26 protein-coding genes are annotated in these 20924 nt (G+C 59.1%); 13 read left to right on the forward strand and 13 right to left on the reverse strand.

Going from position 1 to position 20924, the window contains the following annotated elements; genetic code table 11:
* Positions 1–109: 109 nt before the first annotated feature.
* From rpsP to rplS, 4 genes are all read left to right on the forward strand, one after another.
* The gene (gene rpsP / locus AAFM15_RS01305; RefSeq protein ID WP_341684898.1) at positions 110–361 is read left to right on the forward strand and encodes a 30S ribosomal protein S16; all 252 of its coding nucleotides are present in this window, start codon (positions 110–112) and stop codon (positions 359–361) included.
* Positions 362–375: 14 nt separating this feature from the next.
* Positions 376–984: a ribosome maturation factor RimM gene (gene rimM / locus AAFM15_RS01310; RefSeq protein WP_341684899.1), complete on the forward strand. Its 609-nt coding sequence runs from the start codon at positions 376–378 to the stop codon at positions 982–984.
* Positions 985–999: 15 nt separating this feature from the next.
* A complete protein-coding gene (trmD, locus tag AAFM15_RS01315) occupies positions 1000–1743 on the forward strand; it encodes a tRNA (guanosine(37)-N1)-methyltransferase TrmD (protein ID WP_341684900.1) in 744 nt (247 codons plus the stop codon).
* 96 nt (positions 1744–1839) lie between these two features.
* The gene (gene rplS, locus AAFM15_RS01320; protein WP_341684901.1) at positions 1840–2220 is read left to right on the forward strand and encodes a 50S ribosomal protein L19; all 381 of its coding nucleotides are present in this window, start codon (positions 1840–1842) and stop codon (positions 2218–2220) included.
* A gap of 86 nt (positions 2221–2306) precedes the next feature.
* On the opposite strand, the gene AAFM15_RS01325 is transcribed toward rplS, so the two are convergent.
* A complete protein-coding gene (locus AAFM15_RS01325; protein WP_341684902.1) occupies positions 2307–4205 on the reverse strand; it encodes a DEAD/DEAH box helicase in 1899 nt (632 codons plus the stop codon).
* A 235-nt stretch (positions 4206–4440) separates the two neighbouring features.
* Positions 4441–5022: an oligoribonuclease gene (gene orn, locus AAFM15_RS01330; RefSeq protein ID WP_341684903.1), complete on the reverse strand. Its 582-nt coding sequence runs from the start codon at positions 5020–5022 to the stop codon at positions 4441–4443.
* 54 nt (positions 5023–5076) lie between these two features.
* Between orn and AAFM15_RS01335 the strand changes: the two genes are divergently transcribed.
* Together AAFM15_RS01335 and rsgA are read left to right on the forward strand one after the other, a co-directional pair.
* Complete coding sequence (locus AAFM15_RS01335; RefSeq protein WP_341684904.1) at positions 5077–6336, forward strand: M48 family metallopeptidase; 1260 nt, start codon at positions 5077–5079, stop codon at positions 6334–6336.
* Positions 6337–6342: 6 nt separating this feature from the next.
* Positions 6343–7305: a ribosome small subunit-dependent GTPase A gene (gene rsgA / locus AAFM15_RS01340; RefSeq protein WP_341684905.1), complete on the forward strand. Its 963-nt coding sequence runs from the start codon at positions 6343–6345 to the stop codon at positions 7303–7305.
* A gap of 6 nt (positions 7306–7311) precedes the next feature.
* Here the strand turns inward: rsgA and AAFM15_RS01345 are convergent, their stop codons facing one another.
* Positions 7312–8241: a CobD/CbiB family protein gene (locus AAFM15_RS01345; RefSeq protein ID WP_341684906.1), complete on the reverse strand. Its 930-nt coding sequence runs from the start codon at positions 8239–8241 to the stop codon at positions 7312–7314.
* Entirely contained in the window at positions 8238–8951 is a 714-nt protein-coding gene (locus AAFM15_RS01350) for a CoA pyrophosphatase (RefSeq protein ID WP_341684907.1), read from the reverse strand. The genes AAFM15_RS01345 and AAFM15_RS01350 overlap by 4 nt, the downstream gene beginning before the upstream one ends.
* Before the next feature lie 78 nt (positions 8952–9029).
* Here AAFM15_RS01350 and AAFM15_RS01355 point away from each other — a divergent pair, with 78 nt between their 5' ends.
* The 5 genes from AAFM15_RS01355 (at position 9030) to AAFM15_RS01375 (ending at position 12436) form a co-directional block, all read left to right on the forward strand.
* A complete protein-coding gene (locus AAFM15_RS01355) occupies positions 9030–9860 on the forward strand; it encodes a symmetrical bis(5'-nucleosyl)-tetraphosphatase (protein ID WP_341684908.1) in 831 nt (276 codons plus the stop codon).
* Between the two features lie 18 nt (positions 9861–9878).
* Entirely contained in the window at positions 9879–11207 is a 1329-nt protein-coding gene (locus AAFM15_RS01360; protein ID WP_341684909.1) for a hemolysin family protein, read from the forward strand.
* A 34-nt stretch (positions 11208–11241) separates the two neighbouring features.
* Positions 11242–11541, forward strand: a complete 300-nt coding sequence (locus AAFM15_RS01365) for an H-NS histone family protein (RefSeq protein WP_341684910.1) — start codon at positions 11242–11244, stop codon at positions 11539–11541.
* A 140-nt stretch (positions 11542–11681) separates the two neighbouring features.
* Positions 11682–12227 (forward strand): transcriptional activator RfaH, encoded by a 546-nt coding sequence (locus tag AAFM15_RS01370; protein WP_341684911.1) that lies wholly within the window; start codon positions 11682–11684, stop codon positions 12225–12227.
* Positions 12228–12265: 38 nt separating this feature from the next.
* A complete protein-coding gene (locus AAFM15_RS01375; RefSeq protein ID WP_341684912.1) occupies positions 12266–12436 on the forward strand; it encodes a hypothetical protein in 171 nt (56 codons plus the stop codon).
* Between the two features lie 38 nt (positions 12437–12474).
* Here AAFM15_RS01375 and AAFM15_RS01380 read toward each other — a convergent pair whose 3' ends face one another.
* The 6 genes from AAFM15_RS01380 to AAFM15_RS01405 form a co-directional block, all read right to left on the reverse strand.
* On the reverse strand, positions 12475–13071 hold the full coding sequence (locus AAFM15_RS01380; RefSeq protein WP_341684913.1) for a response regulator transcription factor: 597 nt from the start codon (positions 13069–13071) through the stop codon (positions 12475–12477).
* An 86-nt stretch (positions 13072–13157) separates the two neighbouring features.
* Positions 13158–14477 (reverse strand): tryptophan--tRNA ligase, encoded by a 1320-nt coding sequence (locus tag AAFM15_RS01385; RefSeq protein ID WP_341684914.1) that lies wholly within the window; start codon positions 14475–14477, stop codon positions 13158–13160.
* Between the two features lie 18 nt (positions 14478–14495).
* Positions 14496–15158 (reverse strand): site-2 protease family protein, encoded by a 663-nt coding sequence (locus AAFM15_RS01390; RefSeq protein ID WP_341684915.1) that lies wholly within the window; start codon positions 15156–15158, stop codon positions 14496–14498.
* A 43-nt stretch (positions 15159–15201) separates the two neighbouring features.
* Positions 15202–15825, reverse strand: coding sequence for an L-threonylcarbamoyladenylate synthase (locus tag AAFM15_RS01395; RefSeq protein ID WP_341684916.1), 624 nt, complete (start codon positions 15823–15825; stop codon positions 15202–15204).
* 5 nt (positions 15826–15830) lie between these two features.
* Complete coding sequence (locus AAFM15_RS01400) at positions 15831–16727, reverse strand: DMT family transporter (protein ID WP_341684917.1); 897 nt, start codon at positions 16725–16727, stop codon at positions 15831–15833.
* Positions 16724–17578, reverse strand: coding sequence for a 3',5'-nucleoside bisphosphate phosphatase (locus AAFM15_RS01405; RefSeq protein ID WP_341684918.1), 855 nt, complete (start codon positions 17576–17578; stop codon positions 16724–16726). The genes AAFM15_RS01400 and AAFM15_RS01405 overlap by 4 nt, the downstream gene beginning before the upstream one ends.
* Positions 17579–17634: 56 nt before the next feature.
* Here AAFM15_RS01405 and AAFM15_RS01410 point away from each other — a divergent pair, with 56 nt between their 5' ends.
* On the forward strand, positions 17635–18249 hold the full coding sequence (locus AAFM15_RS01410; protein WP_341684919.1) for a histidine phosphatase family protein: 615 nt from the start codon (positions 17635–17637) through the stop codon (positions 18247–18249).
* A 35-nt stretch (positions 18250–18284) separates the two neighbouring features.
* The gene (locus tag AAFM15_RS01415) at positions 18285–18557 is read left to right on the forward strand and encodes a YfhL family 4Fe-4S dicluster ferredoxin (protein ID WP_341684920.1); all 273 of its coding nucleotides are present in this window, start codon (positions 18285–18287) and stop codon (positions 18555–18557) included.
* Positions 18558–18566: 9 nt separating this feature from the next.
* Here the strand turns inward: AAFM15_RS01415 and pth are convergent, their stop codons facing one another.
* The 3 genes from pth to AAFM15_RS01430 form a co-directional block, all read right to left on the reverse strand.
* Entirely contained in the window at positions 18567–19187 is a 621-nt protein-coding gene (pth, locus tag AAFM15_RS01420) for an aminoacyl-tRNA hydrolase (RefSeq protein WP_341684921.1), read from the reverse strand.
* Between the two features lie 66 nt (positions 19188–19253).
* Positions 19254–19880 carry a 50S ribosomal protein L25/general stress protein Ctc gene (locus tag AAFM15_RS01425; RefSeq protein WP_341684922.1) on the reverse strand — a complete coding sequence of 209 codons (627 nt, stop codon included), beginning with the start codon at positions 19878–19880 and terminating at the stop codon, positions 19254–19256.
* 62 nt (positions 19881–19942) lie between these two features.
* Positions 19943–20920, reverse strand: a complete 978-nt coding sequence (locus AAFM15_RS01430; RefSeq protein ID WP_341684923.1) for a ribose-phosphate pyrophosphokinase — start codon at positions 20918–20920, stop codon at positions 19943–19945.
* Positions 20921–20924 lie beyond the last annotated feature (4 nt).

A 20924-nucleotide genomic window follows, 5' to 3' on the forward strand; every position in this document is an offset into this window, starting at 1 on the left:
CAAGGCTTTTCAGTGTGTCACTGGCCGGGTGGCCAGTTGCGTGTCTCAAACGCTGAAGATTTGATGGATGCTGCACAAGGCAGTTTCCAGACCACCCAAGGATTTAAAAATGGTCGTTATCCGTATGAGCCGTGGCGGCTCCAAAGCCCGTCCTTTCTACAACATCGTTGTGGCCGACAAGCGCGTTCGTCGCGATGGCAGCTTCATCGAGCGCCTGGGTTTCTACAACCCTACCGCCAAGGGCGGTGAAGAAGGTCTGCGCGTTGCCATGAACCGCGTGACTTACTGGAAGAGCGTTGGCGCTCAGGCTTCTCCCACCGTGGAACGCCTGCTCAAGCAAGCCGCCAAAGCTGCTGCCTGATAGGCCCGTACCTGATGCGCCCACAACTCGAAGTGGCCGAATTGCCGGCTGACGCTGTAGAGGTGGGGCGCATTGCAGATGCCTGGGGCATCAAAGGCTGGTTCAAGGTCTTGCCCCACAGCGCCTCGCCCGAGGCGCTTTTTTCTTCCAAACGCTGGTATTTGTTGGCACCCGAAAGGCAACAGGTGCGTCCGGCACGAGCTGCTGCCTCGGCCACGACCACCCCCAGCTTGCCCTGGACCGAGCCTTTGCTGCTCAAGGTCAAAGAGGCCAGAGAACATTCCGACAGCATCGTGGCGTGCAGCGCAGACGTGACTGACCGCAATGGCGCCGAGGCCCTGAAGGGCGCTCGGGTGTTTGTGTCGCGTTCGAGCTTTCCGACCCCGGAAGATGGCGAGTATTACTGGGTGGACCTGATGGGCTTGCCCGTGACCAACCGCGAGGGCGAGAGCCTGGGCGTGGTGCACGATTTGCTGTCCACCGGGCCGCAAACGGTGCTGGTGTTGCACTCAGAAGAGGGCGGCAAAAAAGTGGAACGCATGATTCCGTTTGTGGACGCCTTTATCGACAAGGTGGATCTGCAGGCACGGTGCATCACCGTGGACTGGCAGCCCGATTACTGATGAAGGGCGCGTGCTGTGCGCTTTGACATCATCACCCTGTTTCCTGAACTGTTTGAGCCGTTTTTAAAAGCGGGCGTGACGCGCCGTGCCTTTGAGACGCGTCAGGTGGATGTGCGCCTGTGGAACCCGCGCGATGTTGCCGAGGGCAATTACCGCCGCGTGGACGACCGCCCCTTTGGCGGTGGCCCCGGCATGGTGATGCTGGCCGAGCCGCTGGAAAAGTGCTTGCAGGCCATTCGCGCCGACCGAGGTGAGGGCGCGCCCGTTGTTCTGTTTTCCCCCATTGGTCAGGCCTTGAACCACACGGCGGTGCAGGCCTGGTCGGACAGCGAGGGCGCCGTTTTGCTGTGCGGCCGCTACGAGGGTGTGGATCAGCGTTTTATTGACCGCTATGTAACGCACCAGATCAGCCTGGGCGACTTTGTATTGTCGGGCGGCGAAATTGCGGCCATGGCTTTGCTGGACGCGGTGGCGCGGCTGCAGCCTGGCGTGCTCAATGACGAGGGCAGTCACCAGTTGGACAGCTTCAACCCCGCACTCGATGGCTTGCTGGACAGTCCGCACTACACCCGCCCCGAGGTGTGGCAGGGCGAGCCGGTGCCCGAGGCTTTGATGTCTGGCCACCACGCCCGCATTGAGCGCTGGCGGCGCGAGCAAAGCCTGACGCTGACGGCTAAGCACCGCCCCGAACTGTTGGCGCAGGCCCGTGCAGACGGCAAACTGAGCCCGGCTGACGAGCTTTTCCTGAAAAAGCTATAATCGAAGGCTTTTCGGTCCTCTACCCGCCGCGGTCCAGCTTAGATTTGGAACGCCCCTAGTGCAGCGGGCATGAACGAAAAAATTGTGGAGTTTCAGATGAACCTGATCCAAACCCTTGAGCAAGAAGAAATTGCTCGCCTTGGCAAGACCATTCCCGAATTCGCCCCTGGCGATACCGTGATCGTGAACGTGAACGTGGTTGAAGGTAACCGCAAGCGCGTGCAGGCTTACGAAGGTGTGGTGATCGCCAAGCGCAACCGTGGCCTCAACAGCGGCTTTACCGTGCGCAAGATCTCCAGCGGCGAAGGCGTGGAACGTACGTTCCAGACCTACAGCCCCCTGATCGCCAGCATCGAAGTCAAGCGTCGTGGCGACGTGCGTCGTGCCAAGCTGTACTACCTGCGCGAGCGCAGCGGCAAGTCGGCCCGTATCAAGGAAAAGCTGCCCCAGCGCAAAGCTGCTGTGGTTGCCCAGTAATCCTGATCAGCACAAAAAGAAAACCGCCCGTGGTGCAAACCCGGGCGGTTTTTCTTTGGGCGCCTTGTGGACGCCCATAAAGGTTTTTAACCGCGACGCTTGGGGGCGTGAGGCTTGAAGCCGCCGCCGACCACTTTGGGGCCACGGCTGGGGCGATCGCCGAAGCGGTCGTTGCCGCCAGCGCGGGCTTGGGCGCCACGCGGCGCGTGTTGGGGCTTGTCGGAGCCACCACCAAAGCCACCACGGGGCGCGCGGTCGTCGCGGCGCTCGAAGCGTTGCTCGCCGGGGAGGCCAAAGCCACGGTCCTGGCCGCGGTCGTTGCCACGACGTGGGTCGTTGTTCCAGCCGCCCTGGCCCTGCTCAAAGCGAGGGTCGTGACGAGCCTCAAAGCGGGGCTCCTGGCGAGCGCCGAAACGATCGCCACCAAAGCGGTCACCGCCACGGAAGTCGTTGCCGCGTTGTTCGTTGTTGCGGTTGCCCCAGCCTTTGGCTTGGCCGCCAAAGCCGCGGTCACCACCGCCAAAGCCGCCACGCTCGCTGCGGCCACCTTTGCCGCCCTTGCCGCCAAAAGATTTGCGCGCAGGGTAGTCAAAGCGTTGCTTGGGTTCCAGGCCGGGAATGGTTTCGGCCTTGAAGGGTTGCTTGGTGTAGTGCTCGATATCGCCAATCTTGCGGCGGTCGCGGATTTCGGCAAAGGTCACGGCTAGGCCTGAGCGGCCAGCGCGGCCAGTGCGGCCGATGCGGTGGGTGTAGTCCTCGGCCTTCATGGGCAGGCCGAAGTTGAACACGTGTGTGATGGTGGGCACGTCAATACCGCGCGCGGCCACATCGGTGGCCACCAAAATTTGCACCTGGCCGTTGCGCAGCGCCATCAGGCGGCGGTTGCGCAGGCCCTGGCTCAGGGCGCCGTGCAGGGCCACGGCGGCAAAACCAGCCTGCTGCAGTTCGGTGGCCAGGCCGTCGCACTCGATCTGGGTGCTGGCAAACACAATGGCCTGGTCGATGGACGCATCGCGCAGCCAGTGGTCGAGCAGCTGGCGCTTGTGCTCGGCGTTGTCGGCCCAGAACAGCACCTGCTTGATGTTGGCGTGTTTCTCCTGCGGGCTGTCGATCTGCACCTTGTGCACGCCCGAGCCACCGTCGTGCATGACGCGCATGGCCAGCTGCTGAATGCGCGGCGCAAAGGTGGCAGAGAACATCATGGTCTGGCGGCGTTGAGCCGTCAGGTCGTTGATTTCGGCCAGGTCATCGGAGAAGCCCAGGTCCAGCATGCGGTCGGCTTCGTCGACCACCAGGAACTGCACTTCATTGAGCTTGATCTGCATCGAGCGCTGCAGGTCCAGCAGGCGGCCCGGCGTGGCCACCACCAGGTTGGCGTTTTGCAGTTTGGCAATTTGCAGCTGGTAAGGAATGCCGCCCACCACGTTGGCAATACGCAGGCCTTTGCAGTGTTTGACCAGCTCGATGGCGTCGTGCGCCACCTGTTGCGCCAGTTCACGCGTGGGGCACAGCACCAGGGCGCCGGGCACGGCGGCCTTGAAGTTGCGCGGGTTGGTGGGGTCTTTACGGCGGGCGCGCTTGGGCGGCTCTTCGCCACGGGCGATAGCGTCGGCGCAGGCCTGGTCGAAATCGGCCTTGGCTTTGGCGTCGGCAGCGGCTTGCTGCGCAATCAGGGTGTGCAGTACGGGCAGCAGGAAGGCGGCGGTCTTGCCGCTGCCGGTCTGGCTGGAGACCATCAGATCGTTGTAGCCGTGATGTTCCTGGTCATCGGCGGGCAGGGCCAGCGGGATGGTGCGCGATTGCACGGCGGTCGGCTGGGTGTAGCCCAGATCGGCTACGGCCTGGACGAGCTCGTTGGCCAAGCCCAGTTGAACGAAGCCGTTAGGTTCGTTGGACTCGGTGGCTTGGACCACTTCGGGTGTATCGATGGAAAGGTCTTGCGCAGGCACGTGCTCGGCCTGCAGGTCGGTGATTTGTTCAGTCATGAATAACTCGCACGGCACTGCAGCGGGTGGCTGCAGGCACCGTCAGGTTGAAAACAACATCAACCTTCAAACGGTGCTCAGCGAAGGCGTGAAGCCTGGTTCGCGAGTGACCCGAATTCAGACGCAAGCGTCATGGGCCAAGGCATGAGGGGAGATGCAAGAAAAACGCCACCGCTGGGGTGGCGTGGCGCAATTATCGCACGGATCGGATTTTTGTGCAGGGTTTTCCCTGAAATCACAAACGAATGAACTGCTCGCGGTAGTGTTCGAGCTCGTCAATGGACTCGTGCACATCGGCCAGCGCGGTGTGGCGTTGCTTCTTTTTGAAGGCTGAGTACACCTCGGGCTTCCAGCGGCGCGAGAGCTCTTTGAGCGTGCTCACATCCAGGTTGCGGTAGTGAAAGTACGCCTCCAGCTTGGGCATGAACTTGACCAGAAAGCGGCGGTCCTGGCTGATGGTGTTGCCGCACAGCGGCGAAGCGCTCTTGGGCACGTACTTCTTGATGAAGTCCAACAGCTGTTGCTCGGCGTCGGCCTCGGAGGTGGTGCTGGCTTTGACCTTGTCGATCAGGCCGCTGCGGCCGTGGGTGCCTTTGTTCCAGGCGTCCATCTTGCCCAGCAGCTCGTCGCTTTGGTGAATGACCAGCACCGGGCCTTCGATGCGCGGCGTCAGCTGCGGGCCGGTGACGATGACGGCGATTTCCAGCAGGCGCTCTTTTTCAGGGTCGAGCCCGGTCATTTCGCAGTCGATCCAGACCAGGTTTTGGTCGGACTTGGCGAGTGTTTCTGGAGCAGGGGATGCGTTGACTTCAGACATGGGGGAATTGTCGCCGAAGAAAACCGAATGCCTGGGGCTTTTACAATTTCCCCCATGAATCCTTCTTTGTTGTTGACGGTGGCGCTGGCTGCGGTGCTGGTGCTGCATGTGCTTCTCAAGCTTTGGCTCAATGCTCGCCAGGTGCGGCATGTGGCTGCGCATCGGGCGCAGGTGCCTGCGGCGTATGCGGGCACCATTGGCCTGGCTGACCACCAGAAGGCGGCTGATTACACGCTGGCCAAGGCGCGGCTGGCACAGTGGGATATTTTGCTGGACGCTGCACTGGTACTGGGCTGGACCTTGCTGGGTGGTTTGCAAGCTTTGCAGACCGTGGTGCAAAGCCTGGTGTCGCCGGGCTTGATGCAGCAGGTGGCGCTGGTGCTGGGTTTTGCTTTGGTGGGTGGTGTGCTGGCCTTGCCCTTGTCGTGGGTGCAGACCTTTGGTGTGGAGCAGCGGTTTGGTTTCAACAACATGACGCCCGCGCTGTGGCTGACGGATTTGGCCAAGGGGCTGGCGCTGGGCCTGGTGCTGGGTGTGCCTTTGCTGGCATTGGTGCTGTGGCTCATGCAAGCCGGGGGCAGCCTGTGGTGGCTGTGGGCCTGGGGCGCGCTGGTGTTGTGGCAGCTGGTGCTGATGGCGATTGCGCCCAATGTGATCATGCCGCTGTTCAACAAGTTTTCGCCTTTGGAGGACGAGGCCCTCAAGGCCCGTGTGCAGGCGCTCATGGCGCGTGCAGGTTTCAAGGCCAAGGGCTTTTTTGTGATGGACGGTAGCCGCCGCTCGGCGCATTCCAATGCGTTTTTTACCGGCTTTGGTGCCAGCAAGCGTGTGGTGTTTTTTGACACATTGCTCAAGCAGTTGAGCATGGCTGAAATGGAAGCTGTGCTGGCCCATGAGTTGGGGCACTTCAAGCACAAGCACATTGTCAAAATGATGGTCACGTCGTGGCTGACCAGCCTGCTGGGCTTGGCGCTGCTGGGGTGGCTGGCGCAGCAGGTGTGGTTTTATACGGGGCTGGGCGTATTGCCTGATATTCAGGGCGGCAACGATCCGTTGGCGTTGGTGCTGTTCATGCTGGTGGTGCCTTTGGTGACGTTTTTTGCTTCGCCCATATTGTCGTGGCGTTCACGCCAGCAGGAGTTTGAGGCCGATGCTTACGCGGCCTCGCTAACACCTTCCAAAGACCTGGCCAGTGCCTTGCTCAAGCTCTACCAGGACAACGCATCCACCCTCACGCCCGATCCGCTGTATGTGCGTTTTTATTATTCGCACCCCCCGGCCAGTGAGCGCCTGGCGCGCATGCAGGCGGCCTGAGGCAGTATGGCCAAGAAACTTTTGCAAACTGCCGCCACGATTGCCTTGCAGCAGGCGCTGGTGGTGGGCTCGTTCGGGCGGCATTGCCTGATTGAAACAGACGATGGTCAGCGCCTGATTGCCTATCCGCGTGGCAAGAAAAACCAGGCGGTGGTTGGCGACCGCGTGCAGTGGGTCGCCACGGGCGACGAGGCCAGCATTGAGGGTGTGGTGCCCCGGCGCAACTTGTTTTACAGGCAGGATGAGATTCGTACCAAATCGTTTGCGGCCAACCTGGACCGGGTGCTGATTTTGGTTGCGGCCGAGCCCGAGTTTTCTGAAAGCCAGTTGGCACGCGCTTTGGTGGCCGCTGAAGCCGAGCACATTGTGCCGATCATTGCCTTGAACAAGTGCGACTTGCGCGAGCAGTTTGAACGCGCCTGGCAACGTTTGGCGCCGTATCGCCGCATGGGCTACCAGGTGTTGCCATTGGGTTTGGCGCCGCGCAGCGATGATGTGGCTGAAGACGGCGTGGCCGCGCTTGTGCAGGCGCTCTCTGGGCACCATACCCTGGTGTTGGGCCCTTCGGGTTCCGGCAAAAGCACCTTGATCAACCGCCTGGTGCCTGATGCGCAAGCTGAAACGGGCGAGATTTCGCAAGCCCTCAACTCGGGCAAACACACCACCACCAGCACCCGCTGGTATTGGGTGCCTGCGCTGGATGCAGGTGCCGAGCGTGGCGCCTTGATCGACTCACCAGGATTTCAGGAGTTTGGCTTGCACCACATCGAACCGACCATGCTGGCCCAATGCATGCCGGACTTTCGAACCTACCTGGGGCAATGCAAGTTCTATAACTGTACGCATCTGCATGAGCCCGGTTGTGCTGTATTGCCCCATGTGGGCACTCAGCAGGACGACCGCATCAGCGAGCGGCGTCACAGCATTTACGCACAGCTCTTTGAAGAGCTCAGTCAACAGCGCTGGTAAGGACGGTCAGCCCAGCAAGTTGGCCATGCTCAGCAAAGCCAGCAGTGCCAGCCACATGATCACCGAGCGCCAGACCAAACCCACCACTTGTGCAAAATGCGCCAAGGTGACATGGTGACCCGGTGTGCTGGCGCTGTCTTGTTTGTCGGGAGCATCGGTATGGAGGTCTGCTCCGCCAAGTTGAACATTGATCGCGCCTGCTGTAGCCGCCAAGACCACGCCATCGTTGTCTTGCGGAAATTTCTGTGCGTGAAAGCGCCAGCCGTCCATGACTTCTTCGAAATTACCCACAACGGCAAAGCCCAATGCTGTGGCGCGGGCGGGCAACCAGTCCACCACCCGCCAAGCCTGACGGGAGATCGCTTGCAGTGCGGGATTGTCCTGACTCCAGCTCCGAGGCAAGGCGGCAGCCAGACGGTAAATGACAGCACCCAAAGGCCCCAGACCAACGATGGCCAGCACGCTGTACCAGAAGAACACTCCGAAAACATGTCGGTGCGCGGCCAGTACGGATTGTTCGATCACGTGTCTCATGATTTCGTTGCGTGAAATCTGACCCACGCCTACATGTTGCCACTCGGCCAGCAACTCTCGGGCTTTCTGCTCGTCGCCCATATTGAGGGCTTCGCGAATGTCCGTAAAGTGGTGACTGAACTGGCGAAAGCCCAAGGTCAGGTACAACAGTGCCACATTCCAGGTCATGGCTGCAAGCCAGCCCAGGGTGTGCAGCAAGGCGCTGTGTACAAACCAGGCCGCCAGAGCGGGCAGCAGTACAGTCAGCCACCAGGCCAGCCAGGCTTGCCGGGGGTGACCGGTGTCCAAGGTGCGGGCCATCCATTGCATCCACTCACGCATGAACTGGTTGAGCGCATGGCTGGGAGACAGGGGCCGGATTTGTTCGGCAATCAGGGCGAGCAGTATGGCGAAGAAACTCATGCGCTGTTCGAAGGCAAGGGGGCTTGCAAAAAACGGTACAGATTGCGAAGCATACCCGCTGTGGCGCCCCAGATGAAGCGCTCAATGGCCTGCGGCCGAGCGGGTTGCAAGTAGGGCATGGAGTACCACTGGCGTATCACGCCTTCAAATTCCATCTGGTGCAATCGATGATGAGCGGGGTTCATCAAGTAGCTCAATGGGACTTCAAAGACCTCGTCAACTTCCTGCGGATTGGGCGCAAGGGCCTCACCACTTTGGACCAGGGCCACAACAGGCTGTACCCAAAAAGCACTGCCGGTGATGTAGGTCGGCAGCTGACCGATCACCTGTACACGCTCCGGGTCAAGGCCAATTTCTTCGTGCGCTTCGCGCAAGGCGGCAGCTTGTGCATTGGCATCGTTGTCGTCTACCTTGCCGCCAGGAAAAGCAATTTGACCAGAGTGGGTGGACAGGTGCTTGCCCCGTAGTGTCAGCAGCACATGCAGTTCATCATGGGCATGCGCTGGTGTGGTCAGTCCAATCAGTACAGCCGCTTGTGCGCTCGGGCGTTGCATATAGCTGGGCTCGCGGCGCAGCTCGGGCTCCCAGTCGGGTTGAATGGCGAACCGATGGCGCAGCGCTTGGGCGGTGAGTTGGCTGGCGTCGATGGCGGGCAATTCGGTACTGACATGTACAACTGGGACGCTTTGGGGGTGAATGATGGTGCTCACGGCCCGTTTATAGCAGCAGCTGCCAGCATTCGGTGTCACCTGAGGCTGCGACAATGCGAGCCATGAGGAGTGATGTGCATGGCAGTCTATCTGGTGGGCGACATTCAGGGATGTGACGAGGCTTTGACTCGTTTGCTGCAGGCCGTGGATTTTTCGCCGAGCCGTGATCATTTGATCGGGCTGGGTGATTTGGTCAACAGGGGGCCGAACTCCCTGGCCGTGTTGCGTCGCTTTGTCGCGTGGGAGGGCAGCGCCGATGCCGTACTGGGCAATCACGACTTGCATGCCTTGGCTGTGCATGCAGGTGTACGCCGTTCCAGTCGGATGGATACCTTGGGCGAGCTGCTTGAGGCCGACGACGCCTTACCCTTGATGCGTTGGCTGCAGGACAGACCCCTTGCGATGCATACGCATGGGATGCTGTTGGTGCACGCCGGGGTGCTGCCGCAGTGGACGCTCCAGCAGGTGATGACATTGGCTCAAGAGGTACAACAGGTCCTGCGCGGACCTGATTTGACGAATTTCCTGGCGCAGATGTATGGCAACACGCCTGATACTTGGGACGAGAATTTGCAGGGGACCCAGCGCTGGCGCGTGGTCGTCAATGCGCTGACGCGCTTGCGGTTCTGCACGGTGCAAGGGCGCATGGAATTCGACAGCAAAGAGGGGGCGGACGGCGCGCCCGAGGGTTTTTTGCCCTGGTTTGAGGTGCCTGGCAGACAAACTTCTCAGGTGGATGTGGCCTTTGGCCATTGGTCCACCTTGGGCGAGGTTTCAACGGCCCACGTTTGGGCATTGGATACGGGTTGTGTCTGGGGTGGGCAATTGACTGTGCTCAGGGTGTCTGCAGACGGGCGGCATGAGCGCATTGCCGTTGATTGCCCACAAGCCCAAAAGCCTGGGCGCTGAACTTGGCACAATAAGAACATGGATCTGCTATTGATTGTTTTTCTGACGCTGCTCAACGGCGTGTTTGCCATGTCGGAAATGGCCGTTGCGTCGAGCCGCAAGGTTCGCTTGCAGGCCCTGCAAGAGGCAGGTGAGCATGGCGCTGCTGCTGCGCTGGGCCTGATGCAGGAGCCCACCCGATTTTTGTCTACGGTGCAGGTCGGCATTACCTCCATTGGCATGCTCAATGGCATTGTGGGCGAAGCTGCGTTCAGCGGCGCGCTTGCCTTGAAGTTACAGGTCTGGGGCGTGAGCAGTGCAGTAGCGGGTGGGTTGGCGACGGCGATTGTGGTGACCTTGATCACCTTTACCACCATCATTTTTGGTGAGTTGGTACCCAAGCGTATCGGGCAGCTTTACCCGGAGACCGTGGCACGCCTGACAGCTGTGCCCATGGCCTGGCTGGCGCGTGTTGCGGGGCCGTTTGTGAAGCTGCTGTCTTTGTCCACGCAAACCATATTGGGCCTGATGCGGATAGACACCAAAGCCCAGCGACAGGTGACCGAAGAGGAAATCACTGCCAGCCTGGAGGAGGGCGTGGATGCTGGCTTGATTGAAGCGCACGAGCATCAGATGGTGCGCAATGTGTTTCATCTGGATGACCGGCCTTTGACTTCCATGATGACGGCTCGTGCCGATATTGTCTGGCTCGACGCAGATCTCAATGTGGCCACTGCATTAAAGAAAATCCAGTCTGAAATACAGGCTTACGGCGCGCACTCCTGGTACCCGGTATGCAAGGAGGGGCTGACTCATGTGGTCGGGGTGGTCAGCGTGATTCGTTTGCTGGGTGTGCCAGACCATGAGCTCTCATTGCAGACTTATATGGAGCCAGCGCATTTTGTCCCCGAAACCTTGACGGGCATGGAATTGATGGAACAACTCAAAGATCGCTCGGGGCGAATGTTGTTCGTGGTCGATGAATATGGCGATATTCAGGGCCTGTTAACCCCTCGCGATTTACTGGAGGCCATTACTGGCGAGCTCAAACCCGCGCAGCAGCTGGAAGGCTGGGCGACGCAACGCGCCGATGGGAGCTGGTTGCTGGATGGGCAAATGCCTCTGTCTGAACTTAAGAGCCGCTTGCAGATCAAGGCTTTGCCTGATGAGGATCGAGGACGCTATAACACTGTGGCTGGCCTGATCATGTATTTGCTGGGAGATTTACCAATCACAGGGCAAACTGCATATTGGCATGAATGGTCATTTGAAGTGGTCGATATGGATGCGCGCAGGATCGATAAGGTTTTGGCTTTTTGCACCAGACCATTAACTGAAAATCATATTAAAAATGAAAAAAGCCTATAATACGGGCATATTATTCAATTGAAAGGTTCAGATCATGACCAATTCCTACAAAGATTTGCTCGCCCAGCGTGAAGCCTTGGAAAAAGCCATTGAGCAAGCTCGCCAGAATGAAATTGCCGGTGCTGTTACCAAGGTGCGCGAGCTGGTGGCTGAATACGGTCTGACCGTTCAGGACGTGTTCCCTGGTCGTGCTGGCAAATCGGCGGCCAAGTCTTCGGGTGGCAAGGTTGCGGCCAAATACCGTGATCCGGCCACCGGTCAGACCTGGACGGGTCGCGGCAAAGCGCCCAAATGGATTGACGGCAAAGACCGCAGCGCTTTTCTGATCGCCTGAAGTTATTGCGAGCGTTGCGTGCCCATCTTGCAGATGGGCTCACTTCATTCCTCATAACAGTCAACGTAAAGCCCCATTTTGGGGCTTTTCTGCTTTTGGGCCAGCGAGGTCATTTATAATGTGACAAATTCTAGAAAACAATGTCTGATTCGCCTTTGGTCTCCGATTTGTTGCAGCCTCGTACCGATATTTGGTACCTGGTTTATGCCAAGCCTCGGCAAGAAGAGATCGCACGTTTTAATTTGCAGCAGCAAGGTTTTGAGGCCTATGTGCCGCTCTACAAGAAATTCAAAAAGACAGAGCAGGGACCCGTTGCGGTGTTTGAACCGATGTTCCCGCGCTATCTGTTTTTCCGCCCAACATCCTCCGGTCAAAGCCTAAGCTCTGTGCGTTCTACGCGTGGTGTGACGACGTTGGTACGCTTTGGCTTTGAACCTGCGCTGGTGGCTGACGCTTTGGTAGATCGCATCCGACAGCTTGAGCATGAACGCAACGAAGCGACTTTGCAGCAAACCAGTGATGTACGGGCCGGACAAAGAGTCCGCCTCAGGCACACAGCCTTGGGTGATGTGGAAGGCTTGGTTCAAAGCGTGTCGAGCAAGCGGGTAGCCGTGTTGCTCGAAATTCTGGGCAGGCCTGCAGTGGTTCAGGTTGAGTATTTTCAGGTGGAGCCAGCTGACGCCTGATGCAGGGCAACAGCGGCTTGACTGCAGGGAGAGAAATCATGAAAAAAACACTCGTCACACTGTCGTGTGCTTTGGCCACCAGCTTTGCTTTACAGGGATGCACCGTGCTTGCCATCGCCGATGCGGCAGGCTCTGCCGTGGTCTACGGTGCCAAGACAGCAGTCAATGTGCTGGACGCCATCACGCCAGACATCATCAACAAGGACTGAGGGTGCTGCCACCGGCCGTCATGGGCCAGTGACGTTGTTCAGATACCCAGCCAGCCGTGGGTGCGGGCAAAGTGCAAGGCTTGCGTGCGGCTGTTGACGCCCAAGCGACGAAACAAACGCCAGAAGTGGACCTTGACGGTGTGCTCACTGATGTTCAATTTGTCGGCAATGTCGCGGTTTGACAGGCCTTGATCCAGCATCAGGATGAGTTGCTTTTGACGCTTGGACAATTTTGTCGGGGCAGAACCTGTGCTCTCTTGGGATTCGTCTTCAGTGACCAGCAGCTCGCGCAATTTTTGCAGCACTTGATTGACTGGTTCTGTTTTTTCAATGAAGACATTGGCACCTGCATGCATGCTGGCAGCCTCATAGTCTTGAGCATCGCTGGCGGTGACCACGGCCAAAGGCACATCAGCGTGGTTGGCGCGCACCATCTGTACTCCCGACATGCCCAAAGTGTCGGGCAGTTGAAGTTCCATGCAAATAAGCTCGGGCTCGCCACCTTTGAGGACTGCGGAGTCCAATGCGTTCATCTTGTGCACCGGCACCACCTTCAGGCCGGGTTTGATGCGCTGAATCAGCATGGTCAGCGCATCGCGCATCAGGGGGTGGCTGTCGATGACGTAAACAGTCATGATTTGTGGCGAAGCATTAATTGGAAAGTTATAGGATAGCAGCTTTCCGAGGAAATGCAAGTAAATCGATATATTTGTTGAGAATGTTATTTCTTTTTGCTTTCGGCAATTTCTCTCAGGTCTGAGAGGGCTTGCGCGATCAAGTTGCTTTGCCCGGTGCTCACGCCCAGCAATTTGTCAGCAAGTGTCTCAAGCGCTGTTATTCCCTCGTTTTGAAGGCGGGCTATGGCTTGGCCCGCTTCTTTGGGGGCTTCAAACCCGCGGCTTTGCAGCAGGACTTGTCCTTGGGTATCAACCAGTTTGAAGTAAAACAAGCCATCAGGTTCGCGGTATTGCTTGAATGCAGGAGGTGCTGTTTTTTCAATCTTGGCGGCAGTCGTGGTGACTGCGCTGGCCAAGCTTCGCAGCCCCACGGCATGGCGTAGTTCCTTGATGAAGGGGGTGGCCAGCGCGCGCGCTTTCTCAGCCCCTTGCAGCAGCAAGGCATCCACCTTTGCAGGATTGGCGATCAGGCTGTTGTAGGCGTCGCGCATGGGGGCCATTTCGCGGTCAATGCGCTCAAACAGAACTTGCTTGGCATCACCCCAGGCAATGCCGTCGGCGTAGGCTTTAGCCAAAGCAGCGGTTTCTTCTGTGCTGGCAAAAGCCTGGTAAATCTGGAACAGCGCTGAGCCTTCGGTGTCCTTGGCCTCGCCGGGGGCGCGAGAATCGGTCAGGATGCTGGCAATGAGCTTGCGCATGTCTGCTCTCGATGCAAACAGCGGGATGGTGTTGTCGTAGCTTTTGCTCATTTTGCGGCCATCCAGACCGGGCAGCAGCGCAACGGTTTCTTCGACAACTGCCTCGGGCAGCACAAAGTGTGAGCCGTAGAGGTGGTTGAAGCTCGAGGCCATGTCGCGGGCCATTTCGATGTGCTGGATCTGGTCGCGACCTACAGGTACTTTGTGGGCCTTGAACATCAAAATGTCTGCGCCCATGAGCACCGGGTACATGAACAGACCAGCGGTGACGTCGTTGTCCGGGTCGTTGCCGGCAGCCTGATTCTTGTCTACAGCGGCTTTGTAGGCATGGGCGCGGTTGAGTAGGCCTTTGCCGGTGACGCAGGTCAGCAGCCAGGTGAGCTCCGGAATTTCGGGAATGTCGGACTGCCGATAGAAGGTGACTTTGTCCACGTCCAGCCCCGCTGCGATCCAGCTGGCGGCGATTTCCAGGGTGGAGCGCTGGATGCGTGCCGGGTCATCGCACTTGATGAGGGCGTGGTAGTCGGCCAGAAAGTAAAAGCAATCGGTGTCCGGGTTGCGGCTGGCTTGCACAGCTGGGCGGATGGCGCCCACATAGTTGCCCAGGTGGGGAATGCCGGTGGTGGTGATGCCGGTCAGGACGCGGGTGCGCTCAGCGTTGCTCATGGAAATACCTGGAAAAAATCAGTGAAGCAAAAATGACAGGGGGCTCAGCGCAAGCTTGAGCAATGAAAAGGTCAGGGCCATGATGGGTTGCATCCACAAAGCACTGACGACGCCGGCAATCACCAGCGCCATGACGATGAAAAAGCCCCAGGGCTCAATGCGTGAAACCATGGCCGCCTGGCGCCGGGGCAGCAGGCCCACCAAAATGCGTCCACCGTCCAGCGGGGGCAGGGGAAAGAGGTTGAAGGCGAACATGACGACATTGGTCAGCATGCCAGCGCGGCACATTTCCAGAAAGAAACGTTCTTGCAGGCCGACGCCTGCAAGCACATAAAGCACCACCCCCCACAGCAGGGCCTGCAGCAAATTGGAGGCGGGGCCGGCCAGTGCGACCCAGACCATGTCTTTCTTGGGATGGCGCAGGCGGTCAAAACGAACGGGGACAGGCTTGGCGTAGCCAAACAAGAAGGCCCCACCAGTGCTGAAGTACAGCAGCAAAGGCATGAAGATGGTGCCCAAGGGATCAATATGCACCATGGGGTTGAGTGTGACGCGCCCCATCATGGCGGCTGTGTTGTCCCCCAAGCGTTGAGCAGCGTAGCCGTGTGCAGCCTCGTGCAGCGTGATCGCAAAAATCACCGGCAAGGCATAAATCAGAACGGTTTGAATCAGATCGGTCATGTCATTCACATGCCGATTGTCTCAGACCCGCGCAGGTGTGGGCTTAAAGACCCAAACGTGCAGGGTCACCTGCGCCATGGCGGAGCAATTCGGGGTTGTCGCCGCTCATGTCGATTACGGTGGTCGGAGCCATGGTGCAGGGGCCGGCGTCAATGACGCCGGCAATCTGGTGTTCCAGTTGTTCGCGGATCTCGTGCGGATCGTTGAGCGGGTCGGTTGCGCCAGGCAGGATCAATGTGGTGGCTATCAGGGGCGCGCCATGCAACTCCAGCAGCGCTTGCAGGGTCAGATGCTCGGGCACGCGCAGGCCAATGGTTTTGCGTTGCGGGTGGCTCAAGCGGCGGGGCACTTCCTTGGTGGCTTCCAGAATGAAGGTGAAGGGCCCTGGCGTGGCTTGCTTGATGAGGCGGAATTGGCGGTTGTCCACCCGCGCGTAGTTGGCCAGCTCGCTCAGGTCGCGGCAGAGCAGGGTGAGGTGGTGCTTTTCATCGACACCGCGAACACGACGCAATTGATCTGCGGCAGCCTTGTCGTCCACATGGCAAACCAAGGCATAGCTGGAGTCTGTGGGGACGGCCAGGATGCCGCCCTTGTCGAGCAGCAAGCAGGCCTGTTTGAGCAGGCGAGCTTGTGGATTTTCGGGGTGGATGCTGAAATGTTGGGCCATGATGATCAGGATTCCGGCAAGGTCACGGGAACGCGGCTTTCCTTGAGGGTGAGCCATGCGCCTATGGCGCCTGAAATGCCGACCAGCACCATGCCCCATAAAGTGATGTGGTCGGGGACATGGTTGAACACCAGCCAGCCGCCCACTGTGGCGAAACCGATTTGCACGTACATATAGGGCGTCAGCGTGGCTGCGGGGCTGCGCGAGTAGGCCATGATCAGGAAAAAATGCCCCAATGTGCCCAGCAGGCCAATCAGCAGCATCTGTGCCCATTCTGTCCACAACGCAGGGCTTTCCCACGTCCATGGCAGGATGAGCGTCGCCAGCAAAGCACCCACCCAGCCGGTGTACAGGTGCATGGTGATGGGGTCTTCAATGCGCGCCATTTTGCTGGTCAGCACCTGAAAGGCCGAGTTGGTGCCCACGAGCAGCAAGGGCAATATCAAGCCCCAGTCAAATGCCGTACCGCCGGGGCGAATGACCACCAGCGTGCCCACGAAGCCCATGCACACCAGCAGCCAGCGCGTACGGCTGACCTTTTCCTTCAGTTGCCGGGCGGCCAGCAAGGTGATGACCAGTGGCGTGATCATGACAATCGCCGTGAACTCTCCAACTGGCATGTACTTCAGGCTGAAAAATGCGAGCAGGCTGGTACAAAACAGCAGCAAGCCACGCAGCAGCTGATAGCGCGGGTGAGCGGTGTAAAAGATCTTGAATCCTCGCCCAGGCAGCACTACAGCGGTTGTGGCCAAGGCCTGAAAAGCGTAACGAACCCATAAAGCCATGAGCAGCGACAGTTGCAAACTGATGTGTTTGGTGGTGGTGTCCATCGCTGCAAAACAGGCCACCGCCAGCAAGGCAAAGCCAATACCGGACAGGACGTTGTACGCTGGAGTCTTCACTGAATACGATCGGCCAACACTTCCCATGCCGGGGTCAGCTCACCTGACAGCCAAGGCAGGGCGCCCAGATCGGTGTGGCTTTCTTCGGGGCTGTGAAAGTCACTGCCGCGAGAGGCGAAGAGGCCAAATTCCTTGGCGGTGTCTGCATAACGCACAGCCTCTTGTGGGGAGTGGCTGCCTGTGACCACTTCCACGCCCTGGCCGCCGTGTGCCTTGAACTCGGTAAAGAGTGCGTACTCTTCGTTGGGTGTGAAGCCATAGCGCGCGGGGTGAGCAATGACTGCCATGCCGCCAGCTTGTGTGATCCATTGCACCGCATCTTGAAGGCGAGCCCAACGGTGGGGCACAAAGCCGGGTTTGCCTTCGGTCAGGTATTTGCGAAATACCTCTGAGGTTTCTTTGCACACACCTGCCTCGACCAGATAGCGGGCGAAGTGGGTGCGGGAAATCAGGTCGGGATTGCCCACGTATTTGAGCGCACCCTCGTAAGCGCCCACGATACCGACTTTGGCCAGAGAGTCAGACATTTCCTGGGCGCGGTCTCCACGGCCGCCGCGTGTGCGGCGCAGGCCGTCTTGGAGCTGGGTGTCGTGATGGTCAAAGCCCAAGCCCACAATGTGCACGGTCTGGTTGGCAAATGTGACCGAAATTTCGACGCCAGTCAGATAAGGCAGTTTCTGCGCACGGGCTGCGGCCAATGCGCGGTCCTGGCCGCCCACTTCGTCGTGATCGGTCAGCGCCCAGAGTTCCACGCCTGCAGCCTTGGCGCGCTCGGCCAGTTGCTCGGGCGTCAGGGTGCCATCCGAGATGACGGAGTGGCAGTGCAGGTCGGCGTTGAGGATGGATTTCACAAAGTCATTTTAGACCGTGACACGGCAGTGTCATGCGGGCTGCGCATAATGTCCATATGCTTCAATTACGTTTGATTCGCCATGGCCAGACAGACTGGAATGTGCAGTCCCGTTTTCAGGGGCAGGTGGATGTGCCGCTCAATGCCTTGGGTCTGGCGCAGGCAGAGCGTCTGGCCATGCGCCTGAAGGTGGAGCCTGCCGAGACGCTGGTGGTCAGCGATTTGCAGCGCACACGCCAGACAGCGCAAGCGGTGGAACAGATGTGGTCGGTGCCGGCGCAGGCCTCGGCGAGTTGGCGCGAGCAGTCTTTTGGCATTCTGGAGGGGATGGTGGCGCAGGACATTGCGCAGCAGTACCCTGCCGAGTGGCGTCAATGGTTGTTGTACCGATCGGACTATGCGCCGCCAGGGGGTGAGTCTTTTCAGATGCTGGACGCTCGCATTCGTCGGGCGGTCGGCGACGTGGTGCAGCTGTGTGAGCGGCTGCAAGTGCCTTCGTGCACTGTGATCACGCACGGGGCTGTGCTGGATGTGATCTGGCGCTGGTCCAATGGCCTGGACCTGGAGGGGCCGCGCAAGTGCCCTATTCCCAATGTGGGGCTGAACACTGTCCGTACCGACGGCGAGGTCATGCAGCTGGTGCAGTGGGCTGACGATGCACATGTCCGATAATTCGGTTTGGCATTTTCACAGCACGAAGGAACCCCATGGCACTGATGATCACGGACGAATGCATCAATTGCGATGTGTGCGAGCCGGAGTGCCCGAACCAGGCCATTTTTCTGGGGCCGGAAATTTACGAAATCGACCCCGGCAAGTGCACCGAATGTGTGGGCCACTTTGACGAGCCCCAGTGCGTACAGGTGTGCCCTGTGGCCTGCATTCCGGTCAACCCGCAGCATGTTGAAACGCGCGAACGCCTGTGGGACAAATACCGCCAGCTCACGCAGTCGGCGCAGACTGCATCCCACAACAAATAAGCACAGAGCTCATTGCGCCGTATCAGGCGGTGCCAGGCGGGGTGGCTTGGGGCGAGGTGGTTTGCTGGTGTGGATTTTGACCATGGCTTTGGCCATGTCACCTTCCAGCAGCAGAGGCAGTGCTGTCACCGCGCGGGCAATGGCGGTGTGAATGGCTTCACGATGCTCGGCCATGGGCTTTTTTAGCACCCAGCTGACCACTTCCGATTTGACGCCAGGGTGGCCTACGCCAATGCGCAGGCGCCAGTAATCGGGGGTGCCGAGTTGAGCGTGAATGTCGCGCAGTCCATTGTGACCAGCGTGTGAGCCGCCCTGCTTGAGTTTGACCTCACCGGGCGGTATGTCCATTTCGTCGTGTGCGACCAGAATTTCGTCAGACTGGATTTTGAAAAACCGTGCCAGTGCGGCTACCGACTTTCCTGACAGATTCATGAAGGTTTGTGGTTCCAGCAGCCAGACGGTTTGATCGTTGACTGTGGTTCTAGCCATCAGTCCATGGTAGCTGCGCTCGGGCGCGAGTCGCACCTTGAGTTCGCGAGCCACAGCGTCAATGAACCAGAACCCCGCGTTGTGTCGGGTGTCTTCGTATTCCGTGCCTGGGTTGCCCAGACCAACGAACAGTTTGATCATGAAAGGATTATCTGGCCAAAAAAAGGCCCGCACACGGCGGGCCTGGTTGCGCGAAGCGGGCTTGAATTACTTCTTGCCTTTGCCCTTGGCGGGTGCTTCTGCAGGGGCTGCAGCGGGGGCTGCAATTTCCTCTTCCACCGGCACGGTGACGGACACCAGGACGGGGTTGGGCTTGCCATGCACCAGGGCCTTGACACCTTTGGGCAGGGTGATGTCGTTCAGGTGCAGGGACTTGCCGCTTTCCAGGGTGGACAGGTCCACAGCGATGAACTCGGGCAGGTCTGCGGGCAGGCAGGCCACTTCGATTTCATTGACCACGTGGTTGATCAGGCACTTGTCGTTCTTGACGGCAGGAGAGTTTTCTTCGCCGGAGAAGTGGAAAGGCACCTTCATGTGCAACACGGTGTTGGCTTCCACGCGTTGGAAGTCGATGTGCAGCACCAGTTGTTTGAAGGGGTGCATCTGGTAGTCACGCAGCAGCACTTTGCTGGTTTGACCAGCCAGTTCCATCTCCAGGATGGAAGCGTGGAAGGCTTCTTTTTTCAGGGCGTGCCACAGTGCGTTGTGGTCCAGCTCGATCAGCTTGGGCTCACTGGAGCCACCATAGACGATGCCGGGGGTCATGCCGGTGTTGCGCAGACGGCGGCTCGCACCCGTACCCTGCTTGGAACGCTCAAAAGCGACGAATTTCATACTTACTCCTTGTTGAACACACCGCGACCAGTGTTGTTCAGGCTTTAAAAACTGTGCTTCGATCAGCTCTGATCGGAGAACAGGCTCATCACCGACTCTCCTTTGGCGATCCGGTGAATCGTTTCTGCGATCAGCGGAGCCACGGACAGTTGGCGAATCTTGGGGCAGGCGGCAGCAGCTGCCGACAGCGGGATGGTGTTGGTGACCACAACCTCGTCCAGCGCGTCGCCCTGGGCGATGCGGTCAATGGCGGGGCCGGAGAAGATAGGGTGCGTGCAATAAGCGTACACGTTCTTGGCGCCACGGGCCTTGAGCACTTCGGCAGCTTTCACCAGCGTGCCTGCGGTGTCGATCATGTCGTCCATGATCACACAGTTGCGGCCTTCGATCTCGCCGATGACGTGCATCACTTCGGAAACGTTGGCTTTGGGGCGGCGCTTGTCGATGATGGCCAGGTCGCAGCCGAGCTGCTTGGCCAGTGCACGGGCGCGCACCACGCCACCCACATCGGGCGACACGACGATCAGGTCTTCGTAGTTTTTCTGGCGCAGGTCACCCAACAGCACGGGCGAAGCGTAGATGTTGTCCACCGGGATGTCAAAGAAGCCCTGGATCTGGTCAGCGTGCAAGTCCATGGTCAGCACACGGTCCACGCCCACAGCCTGCAGCATGTTGGCGACCACCTTGGCCGAAATCGGCACACGGGTGGAGCGGGGGCGGCGATCCTGGCGAGCGTAACCGAAGTAGGGAATCACGGCGCTGATGCGCTCAGCCGATGCACGCTTGAGGGCATCCACCATGATGAGCAGCTCCATCAGGTTTTCGTTGGTGGGTGCGCATGTGGACTGGATGACGAACACTTCGCGAGCGCGAACGTTTTGCTTGAGTTCGACGGTGACTTCGCCATCAGAGAAGCGACCCACGTCCACAGCGCCCAGCTGGGTGCCCAGGTGTTTGGCCATTTCTGCGGCCAGCGCCGGGTTGGCGTTGCCGGTGAACAGCATGAAGTCGGAATGATTGGCGGCGGGCATTTGCTGCATGGCG

Source organism: Limnohabitans sp. (assembly GCF_038134685.1).
In the GTDB taxonomy this organism is placed as follows: domain Bacteria; phylum Pseudomonadota; class Gammaproteobacteria; order Burkholderiales; family Burkholderiaceae_C; genus Limnohabitans_A.

Bases quoted from the DNA above. Each gene is read 5' to 3' on its own strand.
- rpsP (WP_341684898.1), top strand. From the start codon at position 110: ATGGTCGTTATCCGTATGAGCCGTGGCGGCTCCAAAGCCCGTCCTTTC.
- rimM (WP_341684899.1), top strand. From the start codon at position 376: ATGCGCCCACAACTCGAAGTGGCCGAATTGCCGGCTGACGCTGTAGAG.
- rplS (WP_341684901.1), top strand. From the start codon at position 1,840: ATGAACCTGATCCAAACCCTTGAGCAAGAAGAAATTGCTCGCCTTGGC.
- AAFM15_RS01325 (WP_341684902.1), bottom strand. From the start codon at position 4,205: ATGACTGAACAAATCACCGACCTGCAGGCCGAGCACGTGCCTGCGCAA.
- orn (WP_341684903.1), bottom strand. From the start codon at position 5,022: ATGTCTGAAGTCAACGCATCCCCTGCTCCAGAAACACTCGCCAAGTCC.
- AAFM15_RS01335 (WP_341684904.1), top strand. From the start codon at position 5,077: ATGAATCCTTCTTTGTTGTTGACGGTGGCGCTGGCTGCGGTGCTGGTG.
- rsgA (WP_341684905.1), top strand. From the start codon at position 6,343: ATGGCCAAGAAACTTTTGCAAACTGCCGCCACGATTGCCTTGCAGCAG.
- AAFM15_RS01345 (WP_341684906.1), bottom strand. From the start codon at position 8,241: ATGAGTTTCTTCGCCATACTGCTCGCCCTGATTGCCGAACAAATCCGG.
- AAFM15_RS01355 (WP_341684908.1), top strand. From the start codon at position 9,030: ATGGCAGTCTATCTGGTGGGCGACATTCAGGGATGTGACGAGGCTTTG.
- AAFM15_RS01360 (WP_341684909.1), top strand. From the start codon at position 9,879: ATGGATCTGCTATTGATTGTTTTTCTGACGCTGCTCAACGGCGTGTTT.
- AAFM15_RS01365 (WP_341684910.1), top strand. From the start codon at position 11,242: ATGACCAATTCCTACAAAGATTTGCTCGCCCAGCGTGAAGCCTTGGAA.
- AAFM15_RS01370 (WP_341684911.1), top strand. From the start codon at position 11,682: ATGTCTGATTCGCCTTTGGTCTCCGATTTGTTGCAGCCTCGTACCGAT.
- AAFM15_RS01375 (WP_341684912.1), top strand. From the start codon at position 12,266: ATGAAAAAAACACTCGTCACACTGTCGTGTGCTTTGGCCACCAGCTTT.
- AAFM15_RS01380 (WP_341684913.1), bottom strand. From the start codon at position 13,071: ATGACTGTTTACGTCATCGACAGCCACCCCCTGATGCGCGATGCGCTG.
- AAFM15_RS01385 (WP_341684914.1), bottom strand. From the start codon at position 14,477: ATGAGCAACGCTGAGCGCACCCGCGTCCTGACCGGCATCACCACCACC.
- AAFM15_RS01390 (WP_341684915.1), bottom strand. From the start codon at position 15,158: ATGACCGATCTGATTCAAACCGTTCTGATTTATGCCTTGCCGGTGATT.
- AAFM15_RS01395 (WP_341684916.1), bottom strand. From the start codon at position 15,825: ATGGCCCAACATTTCAGCATCCACCCCGAAAATCCACAAGCTCGCCTG.
- AAFM15_RS01410 (WP_341684919.1), top strand. From the start codon at position 17,635: ATGCTTCAATTACGTTTGATTCGCCATGGCCAGACAGACTGGAATGTG.
- AAFM15_RS01415 (WP_341684920.1), top strand. From the start codon at position 18,285: ATGGCACTGATGATCACGGACGAATGCATCAATTGCGATGTGTGCGAG.
- pth (WP_341684921.1), bottom strand. From the start codon at position 19,187: ATGATCAAACTGTTCGTTGGTCTGGGCAACCCAGGCACGGAATACGAA.
- AAFM15_RS01425 (WP_341684922.1), bottom strand. From the start codon at position 19,880: ATGAAATTCGTCGCTTTTGAGCGTTCCAAGCAGGGTACGGGTGCGAGC.
- AAFM15_RS01430 (WP_341684923.1), bottom strand. From the start codon at position 20,920: ATGCAGCAAATGCCCGCCGCCAATCATTCCGACTTCATGCTGTTCACC.